Genomic DNA, 18,551 nt, shown 5'->3' on the forward strand with positions numbered 1-18,551 from the left:
TGCCCGCGCCTGATACTCCGGGCGCACATGGCCCGCCGATGCTCAGTTACCGTCACGCCTTCCACGCCGGCAATCACGCCGATGTCCTCAAGCACGCCGTGCTTGTGCAGATGCTCGATTACCTCACGCAGAAGGACAAGCCGTTCTGGTACATCGACACGCACGCCGGTGCCGGCCTCTACGCGCTGGATCACGAATGGGCGCAGAAGAAGGCCGAATTCGATACCGGCATTGGCCCGCTGTGGCGCGCCGCCGAAGCGGGCGAAACGCTACCGCCCCTGCTCGATGCATACCTCGACCAGGTGCGCGAGCTGAACCCGAACGGTGAACTGCGGCACTACCCCGGCTCGCCGTGGCTGGCGTGGCAGATGCTGCGCGATGCCGATCGCCTGCGCCTGTTCGAACTGCACAGCTCCGAAATCAAGGTGCTGTCCAACAACTTCCGCGGTGCAGGGCGCAAGGTCATGCTGTACGACGGCGACGGCTTTGCCGGCATCAAGGCGATCCTGCCGCCGCCGCCACGCCGCGCGCTGGTGCTGATCGATCCGTCCTTCGAAGACAAGCAGGACTACGCCCGCACCGTGCAGGCCCTGCAAGACAGCCTGCAGCGCTTCGCCACCGGCATGTATGCGGTCTGGTATCCGCTCGTGCAGCGGCGCGAAGCCGCGCAGTTTCCCTCGCGTCTGAAGCAGTTGCGACCGGCGGACTGGCTGCACGTCACGCTCACGGTCAAGCACCCGGTCGAGGGTGGCCTCGGCCTGCACGGCAGCGGCATGTTCATCGTCAACCCGCCGTGGACGCTGAAGGCGCAACTGCAGGAAGCCATGCCCACGCTGGTGCGCCTGCTCGGCCAGGACGACGGCGCCAAGTTCATGCTGGAAGGCGAATCGAGCTGAGGCTTGAGGCTATCGCCTCGCGCGGGCCATACCGTCAGACATCGTCGGGCGCGGTTTGCGCCGGATGCGATTCCAGCGGATAGCGGCGCAAGTCCGCCGCGACATGCGCAATGCGCTCAGCCGCCTGCGTTGCCTCTCGTACCCCGCTGGCACCCAGCACGCGCGCCGTCTCGGTCGCGTGGATCTGCTGGCGCAGTGGCGCCATCCAAAGTTCGTCCATATACACCGGCTCGGCTGACTGCTGCGCTTCGCTTTCGGGCGGCGGCGCCAGCTTGGCTGGGTTGACGGGCTGGAACATCTTTCTCGGCACGCGCTGCGCGAATTCGGCGGAGACGACCGCTGTCGGCTCCCAGATCGCGTTGTTCGGATACCGGAAATCGGGCCCGAGCCGTTTCATCTGGCGGTCCAGGTCTTTTTGTATGCGCTGCTGGTGCTTGGCCTGAAGCATGTGCATTTCTGCGTGGGCATCGGCGCCCGTGGTTTTGTCGTAATGGTGCTCGATTGCGGTGTCGCGTTCGTTCGCAGTAAAGGCGCCGTCTTCGGCGAAGATGGCCGGGCCTTTGCCCCATGCGTCCATCACGATGTCATGCGCGCGGCTTGAGGTTTCGCCATGTAACTCTGCCCAGACGTGATCCACGATTTTGCTGCTGACGGCCTGGACGCGCTCACCGTCTTCCAGTTTGGCAGCGTGAAGAAACGCTGCCACGTTGGCGTGGTCGCCACAATTGCCGGCCTGTGCCGCCATGGCGCCTGCTGCGGCCCGGACTTCGGCAGAGTACTTGAACAGGGGACTTTTCTTCGGGATGCAGGTTCCGGGCAGGTACTTCCTCCCGAGGCGCCGGCCGGCCACAGTCCGGATCGTGCTCTGGCCGTTGCTGTCGCGGATGTCGTCAGACACGTTGCCGCGACCATGCGCCAGCGCCTGGCGCGTCTCCATGACCGTCGCATTGGCTTGCTTCAACCGTTCAAGCTCGCGGCCCTCGACGGGACGACCGTCGATCTGCCGGGCCAGCAGGTAGCCACCCAGTTGGCATTCGCTGTCCGACAGCGCAGTCCGCGCAGTGAGCACCTCATGTTGCGGCGACGCCGTGATGCTGACCTGCCGCCCAGAAGCGCCCGGCCGCTGTGCCAGATCCTGCAATGCGCCGGACGCACGGCGGGGTGTGCGTGCCGTCGGGGCGGCGGCGTGTTCGATCGGACTGGAGGACGCCGGGTCTGCGGCAGGCTCCGCCGGACGGATGCCACTCAGGGCGGGTGCGCGTGCGGAATGCATTCGGCCTCGGGATCGTTTGGATCAGGAATTCTCGGGCGCGGTCTGCGCAGGGTGCGATGCCAGCGGATAGTTCTCCAGATCCGCCGCCACCTGGGCGATGCGTGCAGCTGCTTGCGTGACTTCCCGTACGCCGCTGGCGCCCAAGGCCCGCGCGGTTTGCGTGGCGTGAATTTCCTGACGCAACGGTGCCATCCGCGGTTCGCCAGCGCGTATCCGTTCTTTCGCCTGCCGCACGAGGCGTCGGTCTTTCGGTGCCAGCTTGGCAGCGTCCGGTGCCGCAGACATCTTCTGGCTGACGCGTGCTGCGAACTCGCTGGAGATGACTGGCGTGACGGCAAAGATCGCACCGTCCCCAATCCGGAAATCGGGCCCCAGATGCTCCATCACCACGTGCAGATTGGTCTGCATCTGCTGATGGTGATCGCGCTGGAGTTCGCTCATGTCCGCATGGGCCTTGGCACCCGTGCTCTGGTCGTACTCGCGCGCGATCCCGATGTCGTGTTGGCCCCCCGCGAATTCACCATCCACCGCAAAAATGGCGGGGCCTTTGCCCCACGGGTCCATGACGATGTCGTGCTCTGGGTCGCGCGCCCTGGCGGCGTGCCACTGCGCCCAGCGGTGGTCGATTGTCGTGCTGCCCACGGCATATGCGTATTCGCCGCTGCCCAGCTTGGCGGCATGCAGAAACGCCGCGACGTTGGCATGCTCGCCGCAATTGCCCGCCTGCGCTGCCATGGCGCTCGCCGCGATGCTGACCTCAGGACCGTAGTTGGATGGAAGCTGTGTCCTCACGATACGGCCAGCCACCGCCCGGATCGTGCTCTGGCCGTTGCTGTCTTGGATATCGTCGACGACATTGCCGCGGCCATGCGCCAGGGCCTGGCGGGTCTCCATGACGGTTTCGTTAGCGAGCTTGAGCCGGTCGAGCGCCCTGCCCTCCACCGGGCGGCCGTCGATCTGGCGGCCTTGTACGTAGCCGCCGAGTTGGCACTCGCCGTCGGACAGCGCCCTGCGCGTGTCGGGCGCCAGGGCCCGGATCTCGACCTGCCGCTCACGCATGCGTTGGGCGTCAAAGCTGGCCAGGCCCTGCAACGTCACCGGCGCACGGCGCGGCGCGTGGGTGGCCGACTCGGCCGGGTGGCCGGTTGAAGTGGAAGCGCGCTCTTCGGCCGGCGACGTCGGACGGAGGCAGCTTAGGATCGATCGCAATGGGGACGGCATGGGCAGCTCCGGCTTCTGTGGCCCGCAAGATACGCGGCGGCGCAGGTAGCTTAGGAGCGCTGCCGTGCGCGCTTGTGCTGCCGTGCGAAGCCATGACGCCATGGCCGAAGCCGCCATGTCACTCTCCTGCCACATGCCCGTGCTACCTAGTCGGGCTTAGACTTGCACTGCGCTGTCCGTGCGCAGCGCCCCTCTCGGCACTCTCGGCAAGATCGGCAGGAGCAACACACCATGAGCGAACGCGACGCAGCGCGGCAGGCGCGCCTGCAGGAAGACCTCCTCGACACGCTGGACGAGGAGCTGGAGATGGAAATCGACGACCACCTGCTCGGCGGCGGCGAAGGCATCAGCGAAGAAGCGCGCGAAACGCGGCGCATGTACTTCCGCGAGCTGTTCCGCCTGCAAGGCGAACTCGTCAAGCTGCAGGACTGGGTGATCGAGACCGGCCACCGGCTGGTGGTGATCTTCGAAGGGCGCGATGCCGCCGGCAAGGGCGGCGCCATCAAGCGCATCACGCAGCGGCTGAACCCGCGCGTGTGCCGCGTGGCCGCGCTGCCGGCGCCCACCAACCGCGAACGCACGCAGTGGTATTTCCAGCGCTACGTCGCGCATCTGCCCGCCGCCGGTGAAATCGTCCTGTTCGATCGCAGCTGGTACAACCGCGCGGGCGTCGAACGCGTGATGGGCTTTTGCACCGACGAGGAATACGAAGAATTCTTCCGCTCCGTGCCCGAGTTCGAAAAGATGCTCGTGCGCTCGGGCATCCAGATCGTCAAGTACTGGTTCTCGGTTACGGATGAAGAGCAGGAGGTGCGGTTCCAGAGCCGCATCGACGATCCGCTCAAGCAGTGGAAGCTGAGCCCGATGGACCTGGAGAGCCGCCGCCGCTGGGAAGCCTATACGCGTGCCAAGGAAGTGATGCTCGAGCGCTCGCACATTCCCGAATCGCCGTGGTGGGTCGTGCTGGCCGACGACAAGAAGCGCGCGCGCCTGAACTGCATCCACCATCTGCTGGGGCAGGTGCCTTACCACCCGGTGCCGCATCCGCCGGTGCTGCTGCCCGAGCGCGTGCACCACGCGGAATACATCCGCCACCCGGTGCCGGAAGACATGATCGTGCCGAACGTGTATTGATCCGGCGGGGCGAAAACTACACCGTCGGGCGGATCTCGAAACCAGGCACCGGCATCTCATGCTCACCCGTTGCCACATCCAGCTGCGTCACCTGGGCGCTGTCCGGGCCCTCCCACATCCATTCCCGCATGCTGAGCACATTGGCCTCGGGGCCGGCCAAAAAGGCTTCGACGGCGCCGTCGCGGCGGTTGCGTACCCAGCCGCGCAACCCCAGCAGCCGCGCGCGGTCGGCACAAGCGGCGCGGTAGCCGACACCCTGCACGCGGCCCTGTACGGTAACGATCACTTGCGCAATGGCGGACATGGCGGGTCTCCGGGGCAATACGGCAGCAGATGTGTTGGATAAAACATGACAAACCGGCGCTGTCGCATCTCTGTCACATTTCTGGAATGTGACGTCGTCAGACTGACAACCGCGCGGCGGGCTCTGACGTTACGCAAGGTAAACTAGGCGGCTTGCCGCCGGGTGCCAAGCAACGCTTGCGCAAAGCACTGCGCCCAGCCCCGTAGTACGCCATGCCATGTATTGCGCCTCGGCTCAGGCCTTGGGCGCCCGAATTTCGTCCGCGGTTTCCGTCCCGGTTATCCAAGATGCAGCAGAACGACAACGAAACCACCATCCGGGGCCGCTTGGGTACCACCTTCGGTACCAACCTTGGCGTCAACTTCGGCAATCTGCTGACGGCGCCGCCCAACCGGTTTGACCTCGCCCTCCTGCCGATCATCCTGGCCGCCATCGTGCTCGTGGCCTATGCCGCCAAGCAGATGAACGTGCCCTACACGCCGGGCGAACATCTGGACGTCAGCCTCGACGTCATTGAACTGCCCTATTACCTGTTGCGGACCAGCATCCGCATGCTGCTGGCGCTGGGCGCGTCGCTGGCGTTCTCGTTTGCGTTTGCCGCCATTGCGTCCAAGAACCGCACGGCCGAGAAGGTGATGGTGCCGGCGCTGGACATCCTGCAATCGATTCCGGTGCTGGGTTTCCTGTCGATCACGGTTACGGGCTTCATCGCGCTGTTCCCGGGCAACCTCGTCGGCGTGGAATGCGCGGCCATCTTCGCCATCTTCACGTCGCAGGCGTGGAACATGGCGTTCTCGTTGTACCAATCGTTTCGCACCATCCCGACCGACCTGGAAGAAGCCGCCACGGTGTTCCGCCTGTCGAAGTGGCAGCGCTTCTGGCGCCTGGAAGTGCCGTTCGCCATGCCCGGCCTGCTGTGGAACATGATGATGTCGATGTCGGGCGGCTGGTTCTTCGTGGTGGCGTCGGAGGCCATCTCGGTCTCGGGCCACGACATCAAGCTGCCGGGCATCGGCTCGTACATTTCTCTGGCGATCCAACAGCAGAACCTGCCGGCCATCGGCTGGGCCATCCTGGCCATGCTGATCGGCATCATCCTGTACGACCAACTGCTGTTCCGCCCGCTGATTGCCTGGGCAGACCGCTTCCGCTTCGACTCGATGTCGTCGGAGCGCGAGCCGCAATCGTGGCTGCTGGATCTGCTGCGCCGCTCCGAGTGGGTCAAGGCGCTGCTGGAGCGCACCGCCGCGCTGGCCGAGCGCACGCTGTCCTGGGGCGCCGAACGCACGCGGCCCACGGCTGCCGGCGGCAACGGATTCCTGCCGCGCTTCCCGTGGTCGCACCGCATCGCCGATGTCGTCATCATCCTGGCCGCGCTGATGGCGGTGGCGCACGTGCTGCAATTCGTGCGCTCCGAGGTGGGCTGGGCCGAGGTCGGCCACGTCTTCTGGCTCGGCTTCCTGACCATGGTGCGCGTGATCCTGCTGATTGCGCTGGCCGCGCTGGTGTGGGTGCCGATCGGCATCCGCATCGGCCTGAACCCGAACGTGGCACGCATCGCCCAGCCGGTGGCGCAGTTCCTGGCGGCGTTCCCGGCCAACCTGATGTTCCCGCTGGCGGTGATGCTCATCGCGCGCTTCGCGCTCAACCCGGAAATCTGGTTGAGCCCGCTGATGATTTTCGGCACGCAGTGGTACATCCTGTTCAACGTGATTGCCGGCGCGTCGGCCATCCCGACCGAACTCAAACTGGCGGCCCGCAACTTCGGCCTGCGCGGCTGGCTGCTGTGGAAGCGCTTCCTCATCCCCGCCGTGTTCCCCAATCTGCTGACCGGCCTGGTGACGGCGGCCGGCGGCTCGTGGAACGCCAGCATCGTCTCCGAATATGTGTCCTGGGGCGACCGCACGCTGGTGGCCACGGGCCTGGGCAGCTACATCGCCGAGATGACATCGAAGGGCGACTTCCCGCGTATTGCGCTGGGCATTGCCGTGATGAGCCTGTTCGTGGTCGGCTTCAACCGGCTGCTGTGGAACCGCCTGTATGACATCGCGCAAGAGCGCACTCGCCTCTAAAAACAGACTCATGATCCTGCCGCGCCCCCGATCTTGAGCACGTTCCAAGACGACCTTATTTAGCTGAGAACACACATGGTTACCACCAGCACCCATAGCCAGCACGCTGAAAGCGTCATGGAGCTGCGCGGCGTCTCGAAGATCTTCCGCACCGCAGACCACACCGACCGTGCCGTGCTCGAAGGCGTGGACCTCAACCTGCGCCAGGGCGAGATCGTCGCCATGCTGGGCAAATCGGGCTCGGGCAAATCGACGTTGCTGCGCATCATGGCGGGCCTCGTGCGCGCCGATCGCGGGCAGGTGCTGTTTCGCGGGCGCGAATACACCGGCCCCGTGCAGGGCATTGCGATGGTGTTCCAGTCGTTTGCGCTGTTTCCGTGGCTGACGGTGCAGCAGAACGTGGAGCTGGGCCTGGAAGCGCAAGGCGTGCCCAAGGCCGAGCGCGAAGAGCGCGCCGAACAGGCCATCGACCTGATCGGCCTGTCGGGCTTCAACAGCGCCCTGCCGCGCGAACTGTCGGGCGGCATGCGCCAGCGCGTGGGCATTGCGCGCGCGCTCGTCACCGAGCCCGACCTGCTGCTGATGGACGAAGCGTTTTCCGCGCTCGACGTGCTGACCGGCGAGAACCTGCGCGACGAAATGCTCGACCTGTGGGAAGACCGCCGCACCAACATCAAGAGCATCCTCATCGTTTCGCACAACATCGAAGAGGCGGTGATGATGGCGGACCGCATCGTCATCCTGTCGAGCGATCCGGGGCGCATCCGCGCCGAGGTGCGCGTGCCGTTCCCGCGCCCGCGCAACCGTGACTCCGCCGCCGTGCGCAACCTCATCGACGAGGTCTATGGGTTGATGACCTCGCCGCAGCGCGTGGGCGTGCATCTGGGCGTGGAGCCCGCCGCCGAGCAGCTTGCCTACCGCCTGCCAGACGCCGAGATCGGCCAGATGGAGGCCATTCTCGACCTGCTGGTCGAAGCGCCGTTCAACGGCCGCGCCGACCTCCCGCACCTGGCAGAAGAAGCCGGCGTCACCGACGACGACCTGCTGCCCGCGTGCGAAGCGCTGTCCCTGCTGCAACTGGCCACCATCGAGCGCGGCGACATCATCGTCACGCCGTTCGGCAAGACCTACATGGAAACCGAACCGCCCGAGCGCAAGGTGCTGTTCGGCCAGAAGCTGCTGGAGCGCGTGGCCCTGGCCGCGCACATCCGCGCCGAGCTGGAAGCCAACGAAGACGGCGAGATCCGCGAAGAGCACGTGCTGCGCGAGTTGGAGGCATACCTCAAGCCCGAAGAAGCCGAGCGCGTGCTCAAGATCGGCATCGAATGGGGCCGCTACGGCGAGGTGTATGAGTACGTCTACAACACCGGCATGCTGACCCTGCCCCGTGAAGAGCGCGAGGAACGCGAAGAGCGTGAGGCGCAGGAAGGTGGGGATCACGCGGCGTAAGTGCGCGAGATCGACCATGAAAAAAGAGCCGCATGAAGCGGCTCTTTTTCTTTCACATGCAGGAACAGCGGTGCTCCATCACCACCCCCAACGCACCCCTGCCTTGCCATTCACACCATGCAGGCGACGGTCGGCGCTGACCTGATAGCCGACGCTGGCATAGAACACGCCGTTCTTCGCCACCTGGGCCGTGAGGCCACCCGTCAGTTCCAGCGTAGTGCTCGGCAGTTGCGCGGTGAACGGCACGAAGCCGCCGTCCGGCGACGACATCTGCGTGCCCGTCTGGCCGCGGAACTCGTGCCACACGTTGGCGCGCACCCACGCGGTGTGCTGACGCTCCGGCGACTCGCCCCAGCGCTTGCTCACGCGCACGCCCAGACGGCCGAGCATCGAATTGACCGAGTTGAAGCGCACATCGGCGGCGCCATCGTTGGCATCGGCAAACGCGGCACGCTGGTACACAAGCTGCGCCTGCGGCTCGACACGCCATTGCGGCGACAGCGCGATCGGGTAGCCCGCCTCCAGCGATGCGGCGTAACCGAGCGCGTGCGTCTTCAGACCGTTCACGCCATGCGGCGAGGCATCGGCGTCGTAGCGCGTGCCCTGCACCACGCCATCCAGATACCAGCCCGACGGGCCGAAGTGCGTCCAGTACAGGCCGACGGTGTTGGCGTTGACGGAGTCGCGGCCGGCATCTGCGCCATCTGCGTGCGTGACATCTGCCGCGATGCGGCCGGTGGCGAAGTAGCCGCCGGCGTGGTCGTGGCTGCCGTCTTCGCGCTGGCGCTGGTAGACATCGGCGCCGAACTGCACGCCGCCAAAGTCATAGCTGAACGCGGGGCCCTGGTTGCCGTAGACACCGTTGCCATCGGACATGCGGCTGCCCTTCTGGGCGATCACGCGTGCCCAGCCGGTGCGCAGCACGGGCGACGTGCCTGCCGGTGCGGCGGCCTGGTTACTCTCCTCCCCCACACGTTCGTGCAGCGTATCGAGCAGCGCGCGGCCGTAGAGCAGCGTCAGTTGCGGAATGGCCGTGTAGAGCGACACCTCCGGACGCAGCGCAGGCTGCGTGGTGCCCGTGCCGTCCGTGCCGCTGCCGGTGCCTTGGGTTGCGGTCTGCAGGGTGCGCAGATACCAGCTGTCGGCGCTGGCCGAGCCACCGCGTTGCAGCGTGTACTCATACGGGCCGGCTACGACACGGTTGGCCAGTGCAAAGGCGTTGGCCTGCGTGGTCGCGCCGTTGATCGCGCTGACGACTTCGATGCCGTCGCCCGTCGTCTTCGCACCCGCGCCGCCGGCGTTGGTCACGCGCACAGCCGTATTGCCGCTGGCCGTGCCGCCCGAGATGACAAGCTTGTCGGTCGGTGAATTGTCAGCGCCCAGCTTGGTGTTGATGGCCAGCACACCGCCATTGCCGACGTAGTTGCCGTTGACCACCAGCTTGTTGCCGACGCCTGCACCACCAACCTGCACCGTACCGGCGTTGTTGAGGGAGCCGTTGATCGTCAGGCTGCCGCTGCCCGAATTGGCAAACGCGGCCAGCGCATCGGCCACGGCCACCGTGCCGTTGTTGGTGACAGCGCCGTTCACGGTGCCGTAGCCGCCCAGCGTGGCGTTGGCGGCAATCTGTACCGTGCTGCCGCCGGCCGCCATCGTGCGCAGGCTCTGCGGCGCGTTGGAGCCCGACACGCCGAGCGATGCGCCGGCATGCGCCGCATCGCCGATGGCCAGCGCCCCGCTGGCGACCAGCGTATTGCCCTGGATCGCGTTGTTGGCGGTCAGCACGGTCGTGCCGGTGCCGGCCTGCGTGATGCCGCCCGTGCCAGCGACGGTGCCGCCGAACGTGAACACATCCGAGCGGTTGAACACCAGCGTGCCGTTGTCCACGACATTGCCCGTGATCGAACCTGACGTGCCGCCGTTACCGAGCTGCAGCGTGCCGGCCGAGATGGTCGTGCCGCCCGAATAGGTGTGATCGTTCGTCAGGACCGTCGTGCCGGTGCCGCTCTGGTTGACCGCACCCGTGCCGGAAATCTGACCGCCATACGTGTACGTGTCGGAGCGGTTGAAGGCGAGCGTGCCGTTATTCACGACATCGCCCACGACGCTGCCCGACGTACCGCCATTGCCCAGCTGCAACGTGCCGGCGGCGATGGTGGTGCCGCCCTGATACGTGTTGTCGCCCGCCAGCACCAGCGTGCCGCTGCCGGCCTTGGTCAGTGCGCCGGCGCCCGTCATGCCCTGGCTCAGGGTCGACGTAAAGCCTTGCGTATCGATCGTGCCGTTGGCACTGGTGATGCTGACCGCGCGCGTGGCAGCCACATCCACGTTGCCCGTCAGTTGCAGCGTGCCGCCATTGAATGTGAGCGCGCCCGCTGCGTCGCCCATGGCACTGTCCGCGCCGATGGCCAGCGTACCCTGCGTGATGGTCGTGCCGCCGCTGTACGTATTGCCGGCGCCCAGCGTGAGCGTGCCTGTGCCGGTCTTCTCCAGCGCACCTGTGCCGACGATCTGGCCCGCATAGCTGCCATCCACATCCTGCTGAAAGCGCACCAGGCCGTTGTTCGTCACGGCCTTCGTCACGCCCTGCGCATCGCCTTGCAGCGTGCCGCCCGCGTCCACCTGCATCGTGCCGGTGTAGGCACTGTTGTCGCCTTGCACGATCAGCGTGCCCTGCTGCACCTGCGCATTGGTCACGCCCATGCTGACGAGCGTTTTGGACAGCGTCCACGTGCCGCTGTCCTGCTTCTGCAGGGTCTGGAAGTTTGTGATCGTGCCCAGCGTCGCGCTATCGGTGCCGTTGAGCGTGATGACGTTCGCGCCGCCGCCGCCACTGATGCTGCCGCTCACCGACGAGCCGGTGTACAGGTGCAGCGCATCGTTGCCGCCCGCAAAGATCAGGTTGCCGATCACCTTGCCGCGGTTGGTGAAATCCACCGACCCATTGCCCGACGCGCCCATCACGTTGCCGTTGGCCACGTCCGTCTGGATAACACCCGTGGCGTTGTTGACGACCGTGTTGCCGCCGGTGGTGTTCTGGAACCAGATCGCCGCGCCGTGTGCCGATTTGATCAGGCCGTTGTTGATGATGGTGTTGCCCGTGCCTTCCGGGTTGACGGCTTCTCCGCTGAGCTGCGTGCCGTTGGCCAGCACCTGGCCGCCCTGCTCCACCGTCAGCGTGCTGTTGTTGCGGAAGTCGATCGCGTTGCCGCCCGTACCGTAAAAGCCGGAGCTGGACACCGCGTTCGCGCTGACCGTGGCGCCGGATTGCACCGTGATGTTGGCGTTGTCGCGCACGGCAATGGCGCTGGTGTCGCCCACTGCCACCGTGCTGCCCGTCTGTACCGTCACCACGCGGTTGTCTTCCGCCGCCACGTTGCCGGTGCCGATGGTGGATGTGGTTGGATTGGGTGCCGCCGTATCGCAGACGGTGGTCTGCCCGGTGGTTGTGCAGTCTGCATGCGCAAGCGCCCCAAACAAGGCGAATGGCGAAGCAACAAGCGCGATGGAGACGAACTGAAGCCGCCCGCGGCGGCGTTGGAACAATGGCGTAGACATACGTTTGCGTCCGCGCGCACGCGAAAAGAAGCCGCTACGTCTGTCCCCCCGGACAGACGTAGCGCGATTTGCGCAGACTTCCCCTTCTTATCTTTGATGGTTTGATGAAGTCCTACTTCCCCGGTGGGCCGATCATCTCGCCAAGGTTGTCTCCGACCTTGCCACGTCTTTGATGGTGGACTTGCCAGACCAACTCATGACGGCGAGTATCAGCCCTGTCCGCGCGACTTGACCCGTTACATTGTTTTTTGAAGTGTTGCGGACGGCGTGATTCTAGGAATGCCAATCGATCGCGATGTACAAAGAATGTAAAAATCAACGCGATTTGAGGATGTGTTCCTTCCCGACATCGTTAAATCGGCGTTTTTTGTTTCCATTCAATAAAAGAGAAGTGAAGAACCACGACCAACCGAGGTTTCAGCGATGCCCATTTCCCTGCTGTTAAAAGAAGACTTAAGAAGTCGCAATGATTTGCGCAACGAAAAAAACGTGTTGCGCTGGAATCCACTCGGCGTGTTGAGGCTGTGCATGCTTGTGTTGGCGTGGATCTCCGTACCCGCATCGGCGCAGCAAGTCGTCAGCGATCTTTCCGCACAACCGGCCGGTCGCATCCACTTCAACAGCGCCACGCCCAAGAGCAAATGGGAGCTGGTGCATCGCAAGTTCGACAAGACGCCCACGCCCATCTGGGGCACGCTGTATCTGCCCGAGAACCTGCAGGGCCGGGTGCCGGCGATGGTGATTTCGCATGGCTCCGCCGGGCCGCAGCAGAAAGACGTCGACCGGTGGGTGCGGCTCTTCAACCAGATGGGCATGGCCGCGTTCGTGGTGGATTCGTATGGCCCGCGCGGCATTGCCAACACGATGGACAACCAATCGCAGCTCAATCCCGCCGCCAACGACGCCGATGCGCTGTTCGCACTCAAGCTGCTGAGCACCGACCCGCGCATCGACCCGAAGCGCATCGGGCAGATCGGTTTCTCGCGCGGCGGCGGTGTGGCACTGGACATGACGCTCGACGCGTTCCGCAAAGGCGTCATTGATGACGACACGCGGTTTGCGGCGCTCATCGGCTTCTACCCCGGATGCTCGGCGCTCTGGTGGGAGATCCCGCCGCCACCGCTGTCCGGCGCCCCGCTGATGCTCGCGCTGGGCGAGAAAGACGACTACACGCCCGCGCAGCTCTGCCGCAATGCGGCCGATGTCATGCAGCGTGACGGCCAAACCGTCGACGTGCACGTCTACCCCGGCGCGTATCACGACTTCGACAACACGCATGCGTACTTCAAGTACTTCCCCGGTGCGACCACGGCACGCGATTGCCCGCAGACCATGATCGACGTGCAGCACAACGCGTACTACCGCCTGCAGACCGGTGAGAAGTACGCCGCCTCCAGGCCATGGAGGCCGACTACAAGCGCTGCACCGTGCGAGGCGTTTCCACGGGCGCCAACCTGGAGCAGGCCGAGCGCGCCGAGGCCGACGTCAAGGCGTTCCTGACGAAGAGCATGGGCCTGGCGCCGCGCTGATGTAGGAACCTCTACAACATTGCAGCGGTTATGACGCGCGCCTATGCTGCCGTCATGACCGCCTCCCCCGATTCCTGGCTGCTGCTGATCGTCAGCCTGCCGACTGCCCGAGCGACAGCGCGCATGCGTATCTGGCGCGCCATCAAGGCCATCGGCTGTGCGGCCTTGCGTGATGGCGTCTACCTGCTACCTGCGCGTGCCGAACACGCGGCGCAGCTCAACGAACTGGCAGACGAGACGTTGCAGGAAGACGGCCAGGCCTGGGTGCTGCGCGTGCAGGCCAGCGACGCGGCGGAAGACGCGGCCTACCGCGCCCTGTTCGACCGCACGCCCGACTACGCCGAGTGGCTGGCGGAGCTGTCTGAAGCGCGCAAGACGCTCCCCGATCTGCCCGCCGCCGAGCGCAGCCGGCTTCTGCGCCGCCATGCCCGCGCCTACGAGGCCATCCGCAAGATCGACTTCTTCTCCAATGAAGCGACCGTGCGTGCCGATGCGCAATGGCGCGACTTTGCTGCAGCGGTGGAAGCCACGCAATCGCCTGGCGAACCGAGTGCCGCTGCGGGCAGCATCCCGCGCCGCGACCGCGCCCAATACCAAGGCCGCCTGTGGGCAACACGCCGGCACCTGTGGGTGGACCGCGTTGCCAGTGCCTGGCTCATCCGGCGCTTCATCGATCCGCACGCCCGGTTCACGTGGCTCGCCAGCCCGGCCGACTGCCCCGCCGATGCGCTCGGCTTCGACTTTGACGGTGCCACCTTCACGCATGTGGGCGAACGCGTTTCGTTCGAGGTGCTCGTCGCCAGCTTCGGGCTTGACGACGATGTCGGCCTCGCGCGTCTTGGCGCCATGGTGCATGCGCTGGATGTGGGCGGCGCGGCCACGCCGGAAGCCGGCGGGTTCGAGGCCATCCTGGCGGGCGCCCGCAAGCGGCTGGCCGATGACGATGCCCTACTCGCAGAGATCGGCACCGTGCTCGATTCGTTGTATGTGCATTTTTCCGGCAGCCGGAAACCCTGACCGCTGTCACCCCTCGCAGCCACCCCGGCAGCTCACTCATGAACATCGCCCCCGAACGCCCCACCTACACGCTGCGGCAACTGGTGCTGTATTTCCTGCGGCTTGGCGCACTCGGCTTTGGCGGCCCAGTGGCGCTGGCCGGCTACATGCGCCGCGACCTCGTGGAGGCGCGCCAGTGGATCACCGACGCGGACTACAAGGAAGGCCTCGCGCTTGCCCAACTCGCGCCGGGGCCGCTGGCCGCGCAACTCGCCATCTACCTCGGCTACGTGCACTTCCGCATCGTCGGCGCCACGCTGGTCGGCATGGCGTTCGTGCTGCCGTCGTTTCTGATGGTGGTGGCGCTGGGCTGGGCCTATGTGCGCTTTGGCGGGCTGACGTGGATGCAATCCGTGTTCTACGGCGTAGGCGCGGCGGTGATCGGCATCATCGCCATCAGCGCGCACAAGCTCACCACCAAGAGCGTCGGCAAAGACAAACTGCTGTGGGCCATTTACCTGCTGCTGGCGGCGGTGACGGTCGTGACGGAATCCGAAGTGGCGTGGCTCTTTCTAGCCGCCGGTGTGCTGGTGTGGTTCTGGCGCGCGCCGCCAAAGTGGTTGCGCCAGGGCCGCGTGAACGCCGTGGCCGTCGCCCCCGCTGCAGCGGCCAGCGGCATGCTCGGCACGCTCGATTGGCCGCTGCTCTCGCAGCTTGGTGCGTTCTTCGCCAAGGCCGGCGCATTCGTCTTCGGCTCGGGGCTGGCCATCGTGCCGTTCCTCTACGGCGGCGTGGTCACAGAGCACCACTGGCTCAACGAAAAGCAGTTCGTCGACGCCGTGGCCGTGGCGATGATCACGCCCGGGCCAGTGGTCATCACCGTCGGCTTTATCGGCTATCTGGTGGCGGGCCTGCCCGGCGCGTGCGTAGCTGCACTGGGCACGTTCCTGCCGTGCTACCTGTTCACGATCGTGCCGGCGCCGTACTTCAAGAAATACGGAAAGCTGCCCGCCATCCTGGCCTTTGTCGATGGCGTTACAGCGGCCGCGGTTGGCGCCATTACCGGCGCGGTGATCGTGCTGGCCAAGCGCTCCATCGTCGATGTGCCAACGGCGCTGCTGGCCTTGGCGACGGTGTTGCTGCTCGTGAAGTTCAAGAAGCTGCCCGAGCCGGTGATCGTGGCAGGCGCCGCCTTGCTTGGCCTGGCGCTGTATCCGCTGCTCCATCACTGATTCGCGTTCACTCATGCGGGAGGTTGTGCCATGCAATGGATCACGCGCGAGCGCCCCAAGATCGACCGCATCGCCTGCCCGTGGCTGATCGCCCGCTTCATCGACAAGACGCCCGATTTCCTCTACGTGCCACCGGGCGACGTGCTGCGCGTCGCCCATGACACCGGCGCCATTCCGTATGACGTTCCGGGCGTGGAGCTCTCGCATGTGGGGGAGCTGTGCAGCTTTGATGCGTTTCTCAGCAAATACCGGCTTGGCGATGATCCGGCCTTGCAGCACCTTGCGCGGATCGTGCGCGGCGCGGATACCTCAAGGCTGGACATGACGCCGCAGTCCAGCGGGCTCTACGCAATTTCGCTGGGCCTGTCGCATGTCTTTGCCGATGACCTTGCCATGCTCGAACACGGGCTGGTGATGTACGACGCGCTCTATGCGTGGTGCAAACACTGCCAGGCAGAAACGCACAACTGGCCGCCCAAGATGCCTGCATAACAGCGGCGAGGCACACTCGCCCACGCTGTCCGAAGAGGCCCCCCGATGCGCAGGCCGCGGCCGCCAACGCCAAACGGTTGCGCCCATGCAGTCAGGGAAAACCAGCGCAAACGTTATTCGCATTGGCCGGTGCCAACCGGCCCAGGCCGCGTTACGATTGGTTTCAATTCGACCAAAATGCGTGTCATGGCCGGGACTATCCTTCGGGCACCCCCCACCCGAGGAGATAACCATGAAAACAATCTATCGGAACGCCCTCATTGCATTGCCCCTGCCGTTCCTCGTCGCTGCATGCGGCGGCGGCGATGGCGGTACGGATGCCGGCACGGGCACGCTCCATGTCTCGATGACGGACGCGCCGTCCTGCGGCTTTGATCACGTCTATGTCACGGTCAACAAGGTGCGCGTGCACGCCAGCGCGTCGGCGGCCGACTCCGACGCCGGCTGGACCGACATCGCGTTGGCCACGCCCAAGAAGGTCGACCTGCTTTCGCTCACCAACGGCGTGCTGACCGACCTCGGAACGGCGCCGCTGCCTGCAGGGCAATATCAGCAGTTGCGCCTGGTGTTGTCTCCCAACCAGGGCAACACGCCGGCCAACTCCGTGGTGGTGACCGGCTCGTCGACCGAGCAGCCGCTGGCCACCCCCAGCGCCGCGCAGAGCGGCTACAAGATCATCCAGCCCTTCACCGTGCAGGCCAACACGCTGGTCGATCTGGTGCTGGATTTCAATGCCTGCAAATCGATCGTGCAGCAGGGCAATGGCGGCTACAGCCTCAAGCCGGTCGTCACCGCAACGCCAACGGTGGTGAGCGGCTCGATCACAGGCTACGTGCCCGCCGCACAGGCCGGCGCCACGGTGTATGCCGAGCAGAATGGCCAGGTCATCCGCGGCACGGTGGCGGATGCCACGGGCAAGTTCGTGCTGTCGCCGCTGGTGCAGAGCAGCACCAACGGCGCCTATGACGTGGTGATCGTCGACAACACGCTGCCGACCGGCCATGCCACGGGCATCATCCGCACCGTGCCCGTCACGGCCAGCACCACGACCACGGTGTCCACCACGGGCGCGCCGATCGCGCTGCCGGCCTCCACCACCAATACCGCATCGGGCACGGCCACGGCATCGGCGCAGGCCACCTTGCGCGCGCTGCAGACGGTGAGCTCGGTGTCGTACGAGATCACCTCGGCCAATGCCAACCTGGATACCGGCGCCTACTCGCTGGCGTTGCCCGCAGCCGCGCCGCTGGTGGGTACGTACAGTGCGACGCTGCCGATTGCGCTGTCGGCCGTGTCGGCATCGGCGGGCCAGTATTCGGTGCAGGCCACCAGCGCATCGGGCGCCACGCTGAGCAATCCGGTCAACGTTTCGGCCGGCAGCCAGACCGGGGTCAACTTCAGTTTCTAACCAGGGAGAACGGGGGCCAACGCCGCCCCCTCACAACACAATGAAGAACATCATCCTCATCCTGTCTTTGGGTGCGTCGCTGCTGGGCGGTTGCGTCTACGTGCCGGTCGACGGCCCGGTTGCGCGCCCGCAAGGCGGCCCAGGTAACGGCTTCTGCCCGCCGGGACAGGCCAAGAAGGGCAATTGCTGAGCCGTTGACCTCAGCGCCCGCGCAACAAAAAAGCCGGTCTGCGTGACCGGCTTTTTCTTTGCTGCGTTGCGGTGCTTACTTGCCCTTGCCCGCGTGCTTGTGCTGCGTGGATTTGCCATGTTGATGCGCACGGTCTGCCGCACGCGCCTTGCCCTTGTCGCGGTCCAGGCTGTCGGGGCCGTTGGTATTGGACATGCCCTGGCTGCTCATATGCGCAGCAGAACCGCCGCCGGCATTGCCCTTGGCCTGGGCTGACAGCGAAACGGTGCACAGCGCAGCCATCGCAGCCGCCACCATCCATTGTGCTCGGGTCATCTGCTTCCTCCTTCTGGTTTTTGGTTCAACCGATTGTAGGTAGGCACGGATGAGAATGTGCGTTTCAGTGCAACCAAACGTAACGGCATCCCGCGCCGCCGCAGTGCCCCCGTGACCCTCGGCACACCTTCCGAACCGGCCAGCGTGCTCCACTGAGATCGGCGATCCAGCCGGCACGTTTCTCGCTGAATTGCGGTGCAGCAAAACACCATGGAGAGACGCAATGGCAAGCCACGGCGGCACCACAACGTCCTACTGGGCGGAAGAGATCGAACTGGCCCGACCGCCATTGACGGCTGATGCTTCATGCGATGTCTGCGTGATCGGAGCGGGCATCGCAGGGCTGTCCGTCGCATACGAACTCGCAGCGGGCGGCGCGGCAGTCATCGTGATTGACGCCGATACCCCGGGCGGCGGCGAAACCGGCCGAACGACCGCCCACCTGATGACGGCGTCGATGACCGGTACTACAACATCGAACG

General features: G+C 65.5%; 16 protein-coding genes. 11 read left to right on the plus strand and 5 right to left on the minus strand.

Annotation, left to right across the window (positions count from 1 at the left end; translation table 11 throughout):
• The first annotated feature begins 38 nt into the window (after positions 1 to 38).
• Positions 39 to 896 carry a 23S rRNA (adenine(2030)-N(6))-methyltransferase RlmJ gene (locus FUT88_RS06775; RefSeq protein ID WP_147214338.1) on the plus strand — a complete coding sequence of 286 codons (858 nt, stop codon included), beginning with the start codon at positions 39 to 41 and terminating at the stop codon, positions 894 to 896.
• Between the two features lie 34 nt (positions 897 to 930).
• On the opposite strand, the gene FUT88_RS06780 is transcribed toward FUT88_RS06775, so the two are convergent.
• Positions 931 to 2,169 carry an AVRPPHE avirulence protein gene (locus FUT88_RS06780; RefSeq protein WP_147214339.1) on the minus strand — a complete coding sequence of 413 codons (1,239 nt, stop codon included), beginning with the start codon at positions 2,167 to 2,169 and terminating at the stop codon, positions 931 to 933.
• Positions 2,170 to 2,190: 21 nt separating this feature from the next.
• A complete protein-coding gene (locus FUT88_RS06785; RefSeq protein ID WP_147214340.1) occupies positions 2,191 to 3,390 on the minus strand; it encodes an AVRPPHE avirulence protein in 1,200 nt (399 codons plus the stop codon).
• A gap of 231 nt (positions 3,391 to 3,621) precedes the next feature.
• On the opposite strand from FUT88_RS06785, the gene ppk2 reads away from it, so the two are divergent.
• Positions 3,622 to 4,524 (plus strand): polyphosphate kinase 2, encoded by a 903-nt coding sequence (gene ppk2, locus FUT88_RS06790; RefSeq protein ID WP_147214341.1) that lies wholly within the window; start codon positions 3,622 to 3,624, stop codon positions 4,522 to 4,524.
• A gap of 16 nt (positions 4,525 to 4,540) precedes the next feature.
• On the opposite strand, the gene FUT88_RS06795 is transcribed toward ppk2, so the two are convergent.
• Positions 4,541 to 4,828, minus strand: a complete 288-nt coding sequence (locus tag FUT88_RS06795) for an acylphosphatase (RefSeq protein ID WP_147214342.1) — start codon at positions 4,826 to 4,828, stop codon at positions 4,541 to 4,543.
• A gap of 287 nt (positions 4,829 to 5,115) precedes the next feature.
• Between FUT88_RS06795 and FUT88_RS06800 the strand changes: the two genes are divergently transcribed.
• Both FUT88_RS06800 and FUT88_RS06805 read left to right on the plus strand, forming a co-directional pair.
• Positions 5,116 to 6,900: an ABC transporter permease gene (locus FUT88_RS06800; RefSeq protein WP_147214343.1), complete on the plus strand. Its 1,785-nt coding sequence runs from the start codon at positions 5,116 to 5,118 to the stop codon at positions 6,898 to 6,900.
• Positions 6,901 to 6,975: 75 nt separating this feature from the next.
• A complete protein-coding gene (locus FUT88_RS06805) occupies positions 6,976 to 8,349 on the plus strand; it encodes a nitrate/sulfonate/bicarbonate ABC transporter ATP-binding protein (RefSeq protein ID WP_147214344.1) in 1,374 nt (457 codons plus the stop codon).
• A 78-nt stretch (positions 8,350 to 8,427) separates the two neighbouring features.
• Here FUT88_RS06805 and FUT88_RS06810 read toward each other — a convergent pair whose 3' ends face one another.
• Positions 8,428 to 11,907, minus strand: coding sequence for an autotransporter outer membrane beta-barrel domain-containing protein (locus tag FUT88_RS06810; RefSeq protein WP_147214345.1), 3,480 nt, complete (start codon positions 11,905 to 11,907; stop codon positions 8,428 to 8,430).
• A 528-nt stretch (positions 11,908 to 12,435) separates the two neighbouring features.
• Here FUT88_RS06810 and FUT88_RS06815 point away from each other — a divergent pair.
• The 6 genes from FUT88_RS06815 (at position 12,436) to FUT88_RS26100 (ending at position 17,754) form a co-directional block, all read left to right on the plus strand.
• On the plus strand, positions 12,436 to 13,407 hold the full coding sequence (locus tag FUT88_RS06815; RefSeq protein WP_261797057.1) for a dienelactone hydrolase family protein: 972 nt from the start codon (positions 12,436 to 12,438) through the stop codon (positions 13,405 to 13,407).
• A gap of 83 nt (positions 13,408 to 13,490) precedes the next feature.
• Complete coding sequence (locus FUT88_RS06820; protein WP_147214351.1) at positions 13,491 to 14,453, plus strand: chromate resistance protein ChrB domain-containing protein; 963 nt, start codon at positions 13,491 to 13,493, stop codon at positions 14,451 to 14,453.
• A gap of 38 nt (positions 14,454 to 14,491) precedes the next feature.
• Positions 14,492 to 15,664 (plus strand): chromate transporter, encoded by a 1,173-nt coding sequence (locus FUT88_RS06825; protein ID WP_147214346.1) that lies wholly within the window; start codon positions 14,492 to 14,494, stop codon positions 15,662 to 15,664.
• 30 nt (positions 15,665 to 15,694) lie between these two features.
• Positions 15,695 to 16,156, plus strand: coding sequence for a chromate resistance protein ChrB domain-containing protein (locus FUT88_RS06830; RefSeq protein WP_147214347.1), 462 nt, complete (start codon positions 15,695 to 15,697; stop codon positions 16,154 to 16,156).
• Between the two features lie 232 nt (positions 16,157 to 16,388).
• Positions 16,389 to 17,564: a DUF4382 domain-containing protein gene (locus FUT88_RS06835; RefSeq protein WP_147214348.1), complete on the plus strand. Its 1,176-nt coding sequence runs from the start codon at positions 16,389 to 16,391 to the stop codon at positions 17,562 to 17,564.
• Positions 17,565 to 17,604: 40 nt separating this feature from the next.
• Positions 17,605 to 17,754: a hypothetical protein gene (locus tag FUT88_RS26100; RefSeq protein WP_186829252.1), complete on the plus strand. Its 150-nt coding sequence runs from the start codon at positions 17,605 to 17,607 to the stop codon at positions 17,752 to 17,754.
• Between the two features lie 75 nt (positions 17,755 to 17,829).
• On the opposite strand, the gene FUT88_RS06840 is transcribed toward FUT88_RS26100, so the two are convergent.
• Positions 17,830 to 18,069: a hypothetical protein gene (locus tag FUT88_RS06840; RefSeq protein WP_147214349.1), complete on the minus strand. Its 240-nt coding sequence runs from the start codon at positions 18,067 to 18,069 to the stop codon at positions 17,830 to 17,832.
• Positions 18,070 to 18,292: 223 nt separating this feature from the next.
• Between FUT88_RS06840 and FUT88_RS26580 the strand changes: the two genes are divergently transcribed.
• A partial coding sequence (locus FUT88_RS26580; protein ID WP_261797058.1) for an FAD-dependent oxidoreductase occupies positions 18,293 to 18,551 on the plus strand: 259 nt, incomplete at its 3' end.

The organism is Ralstonia sp. TCR112, assembly GCF_007997035.1.
GTDB lineage: Bacteria > Pseudomonadota > Gammaproteobacteria > Burkholderiales > Burkholderiaceae > Ralstonia > Ralstonia edaphi.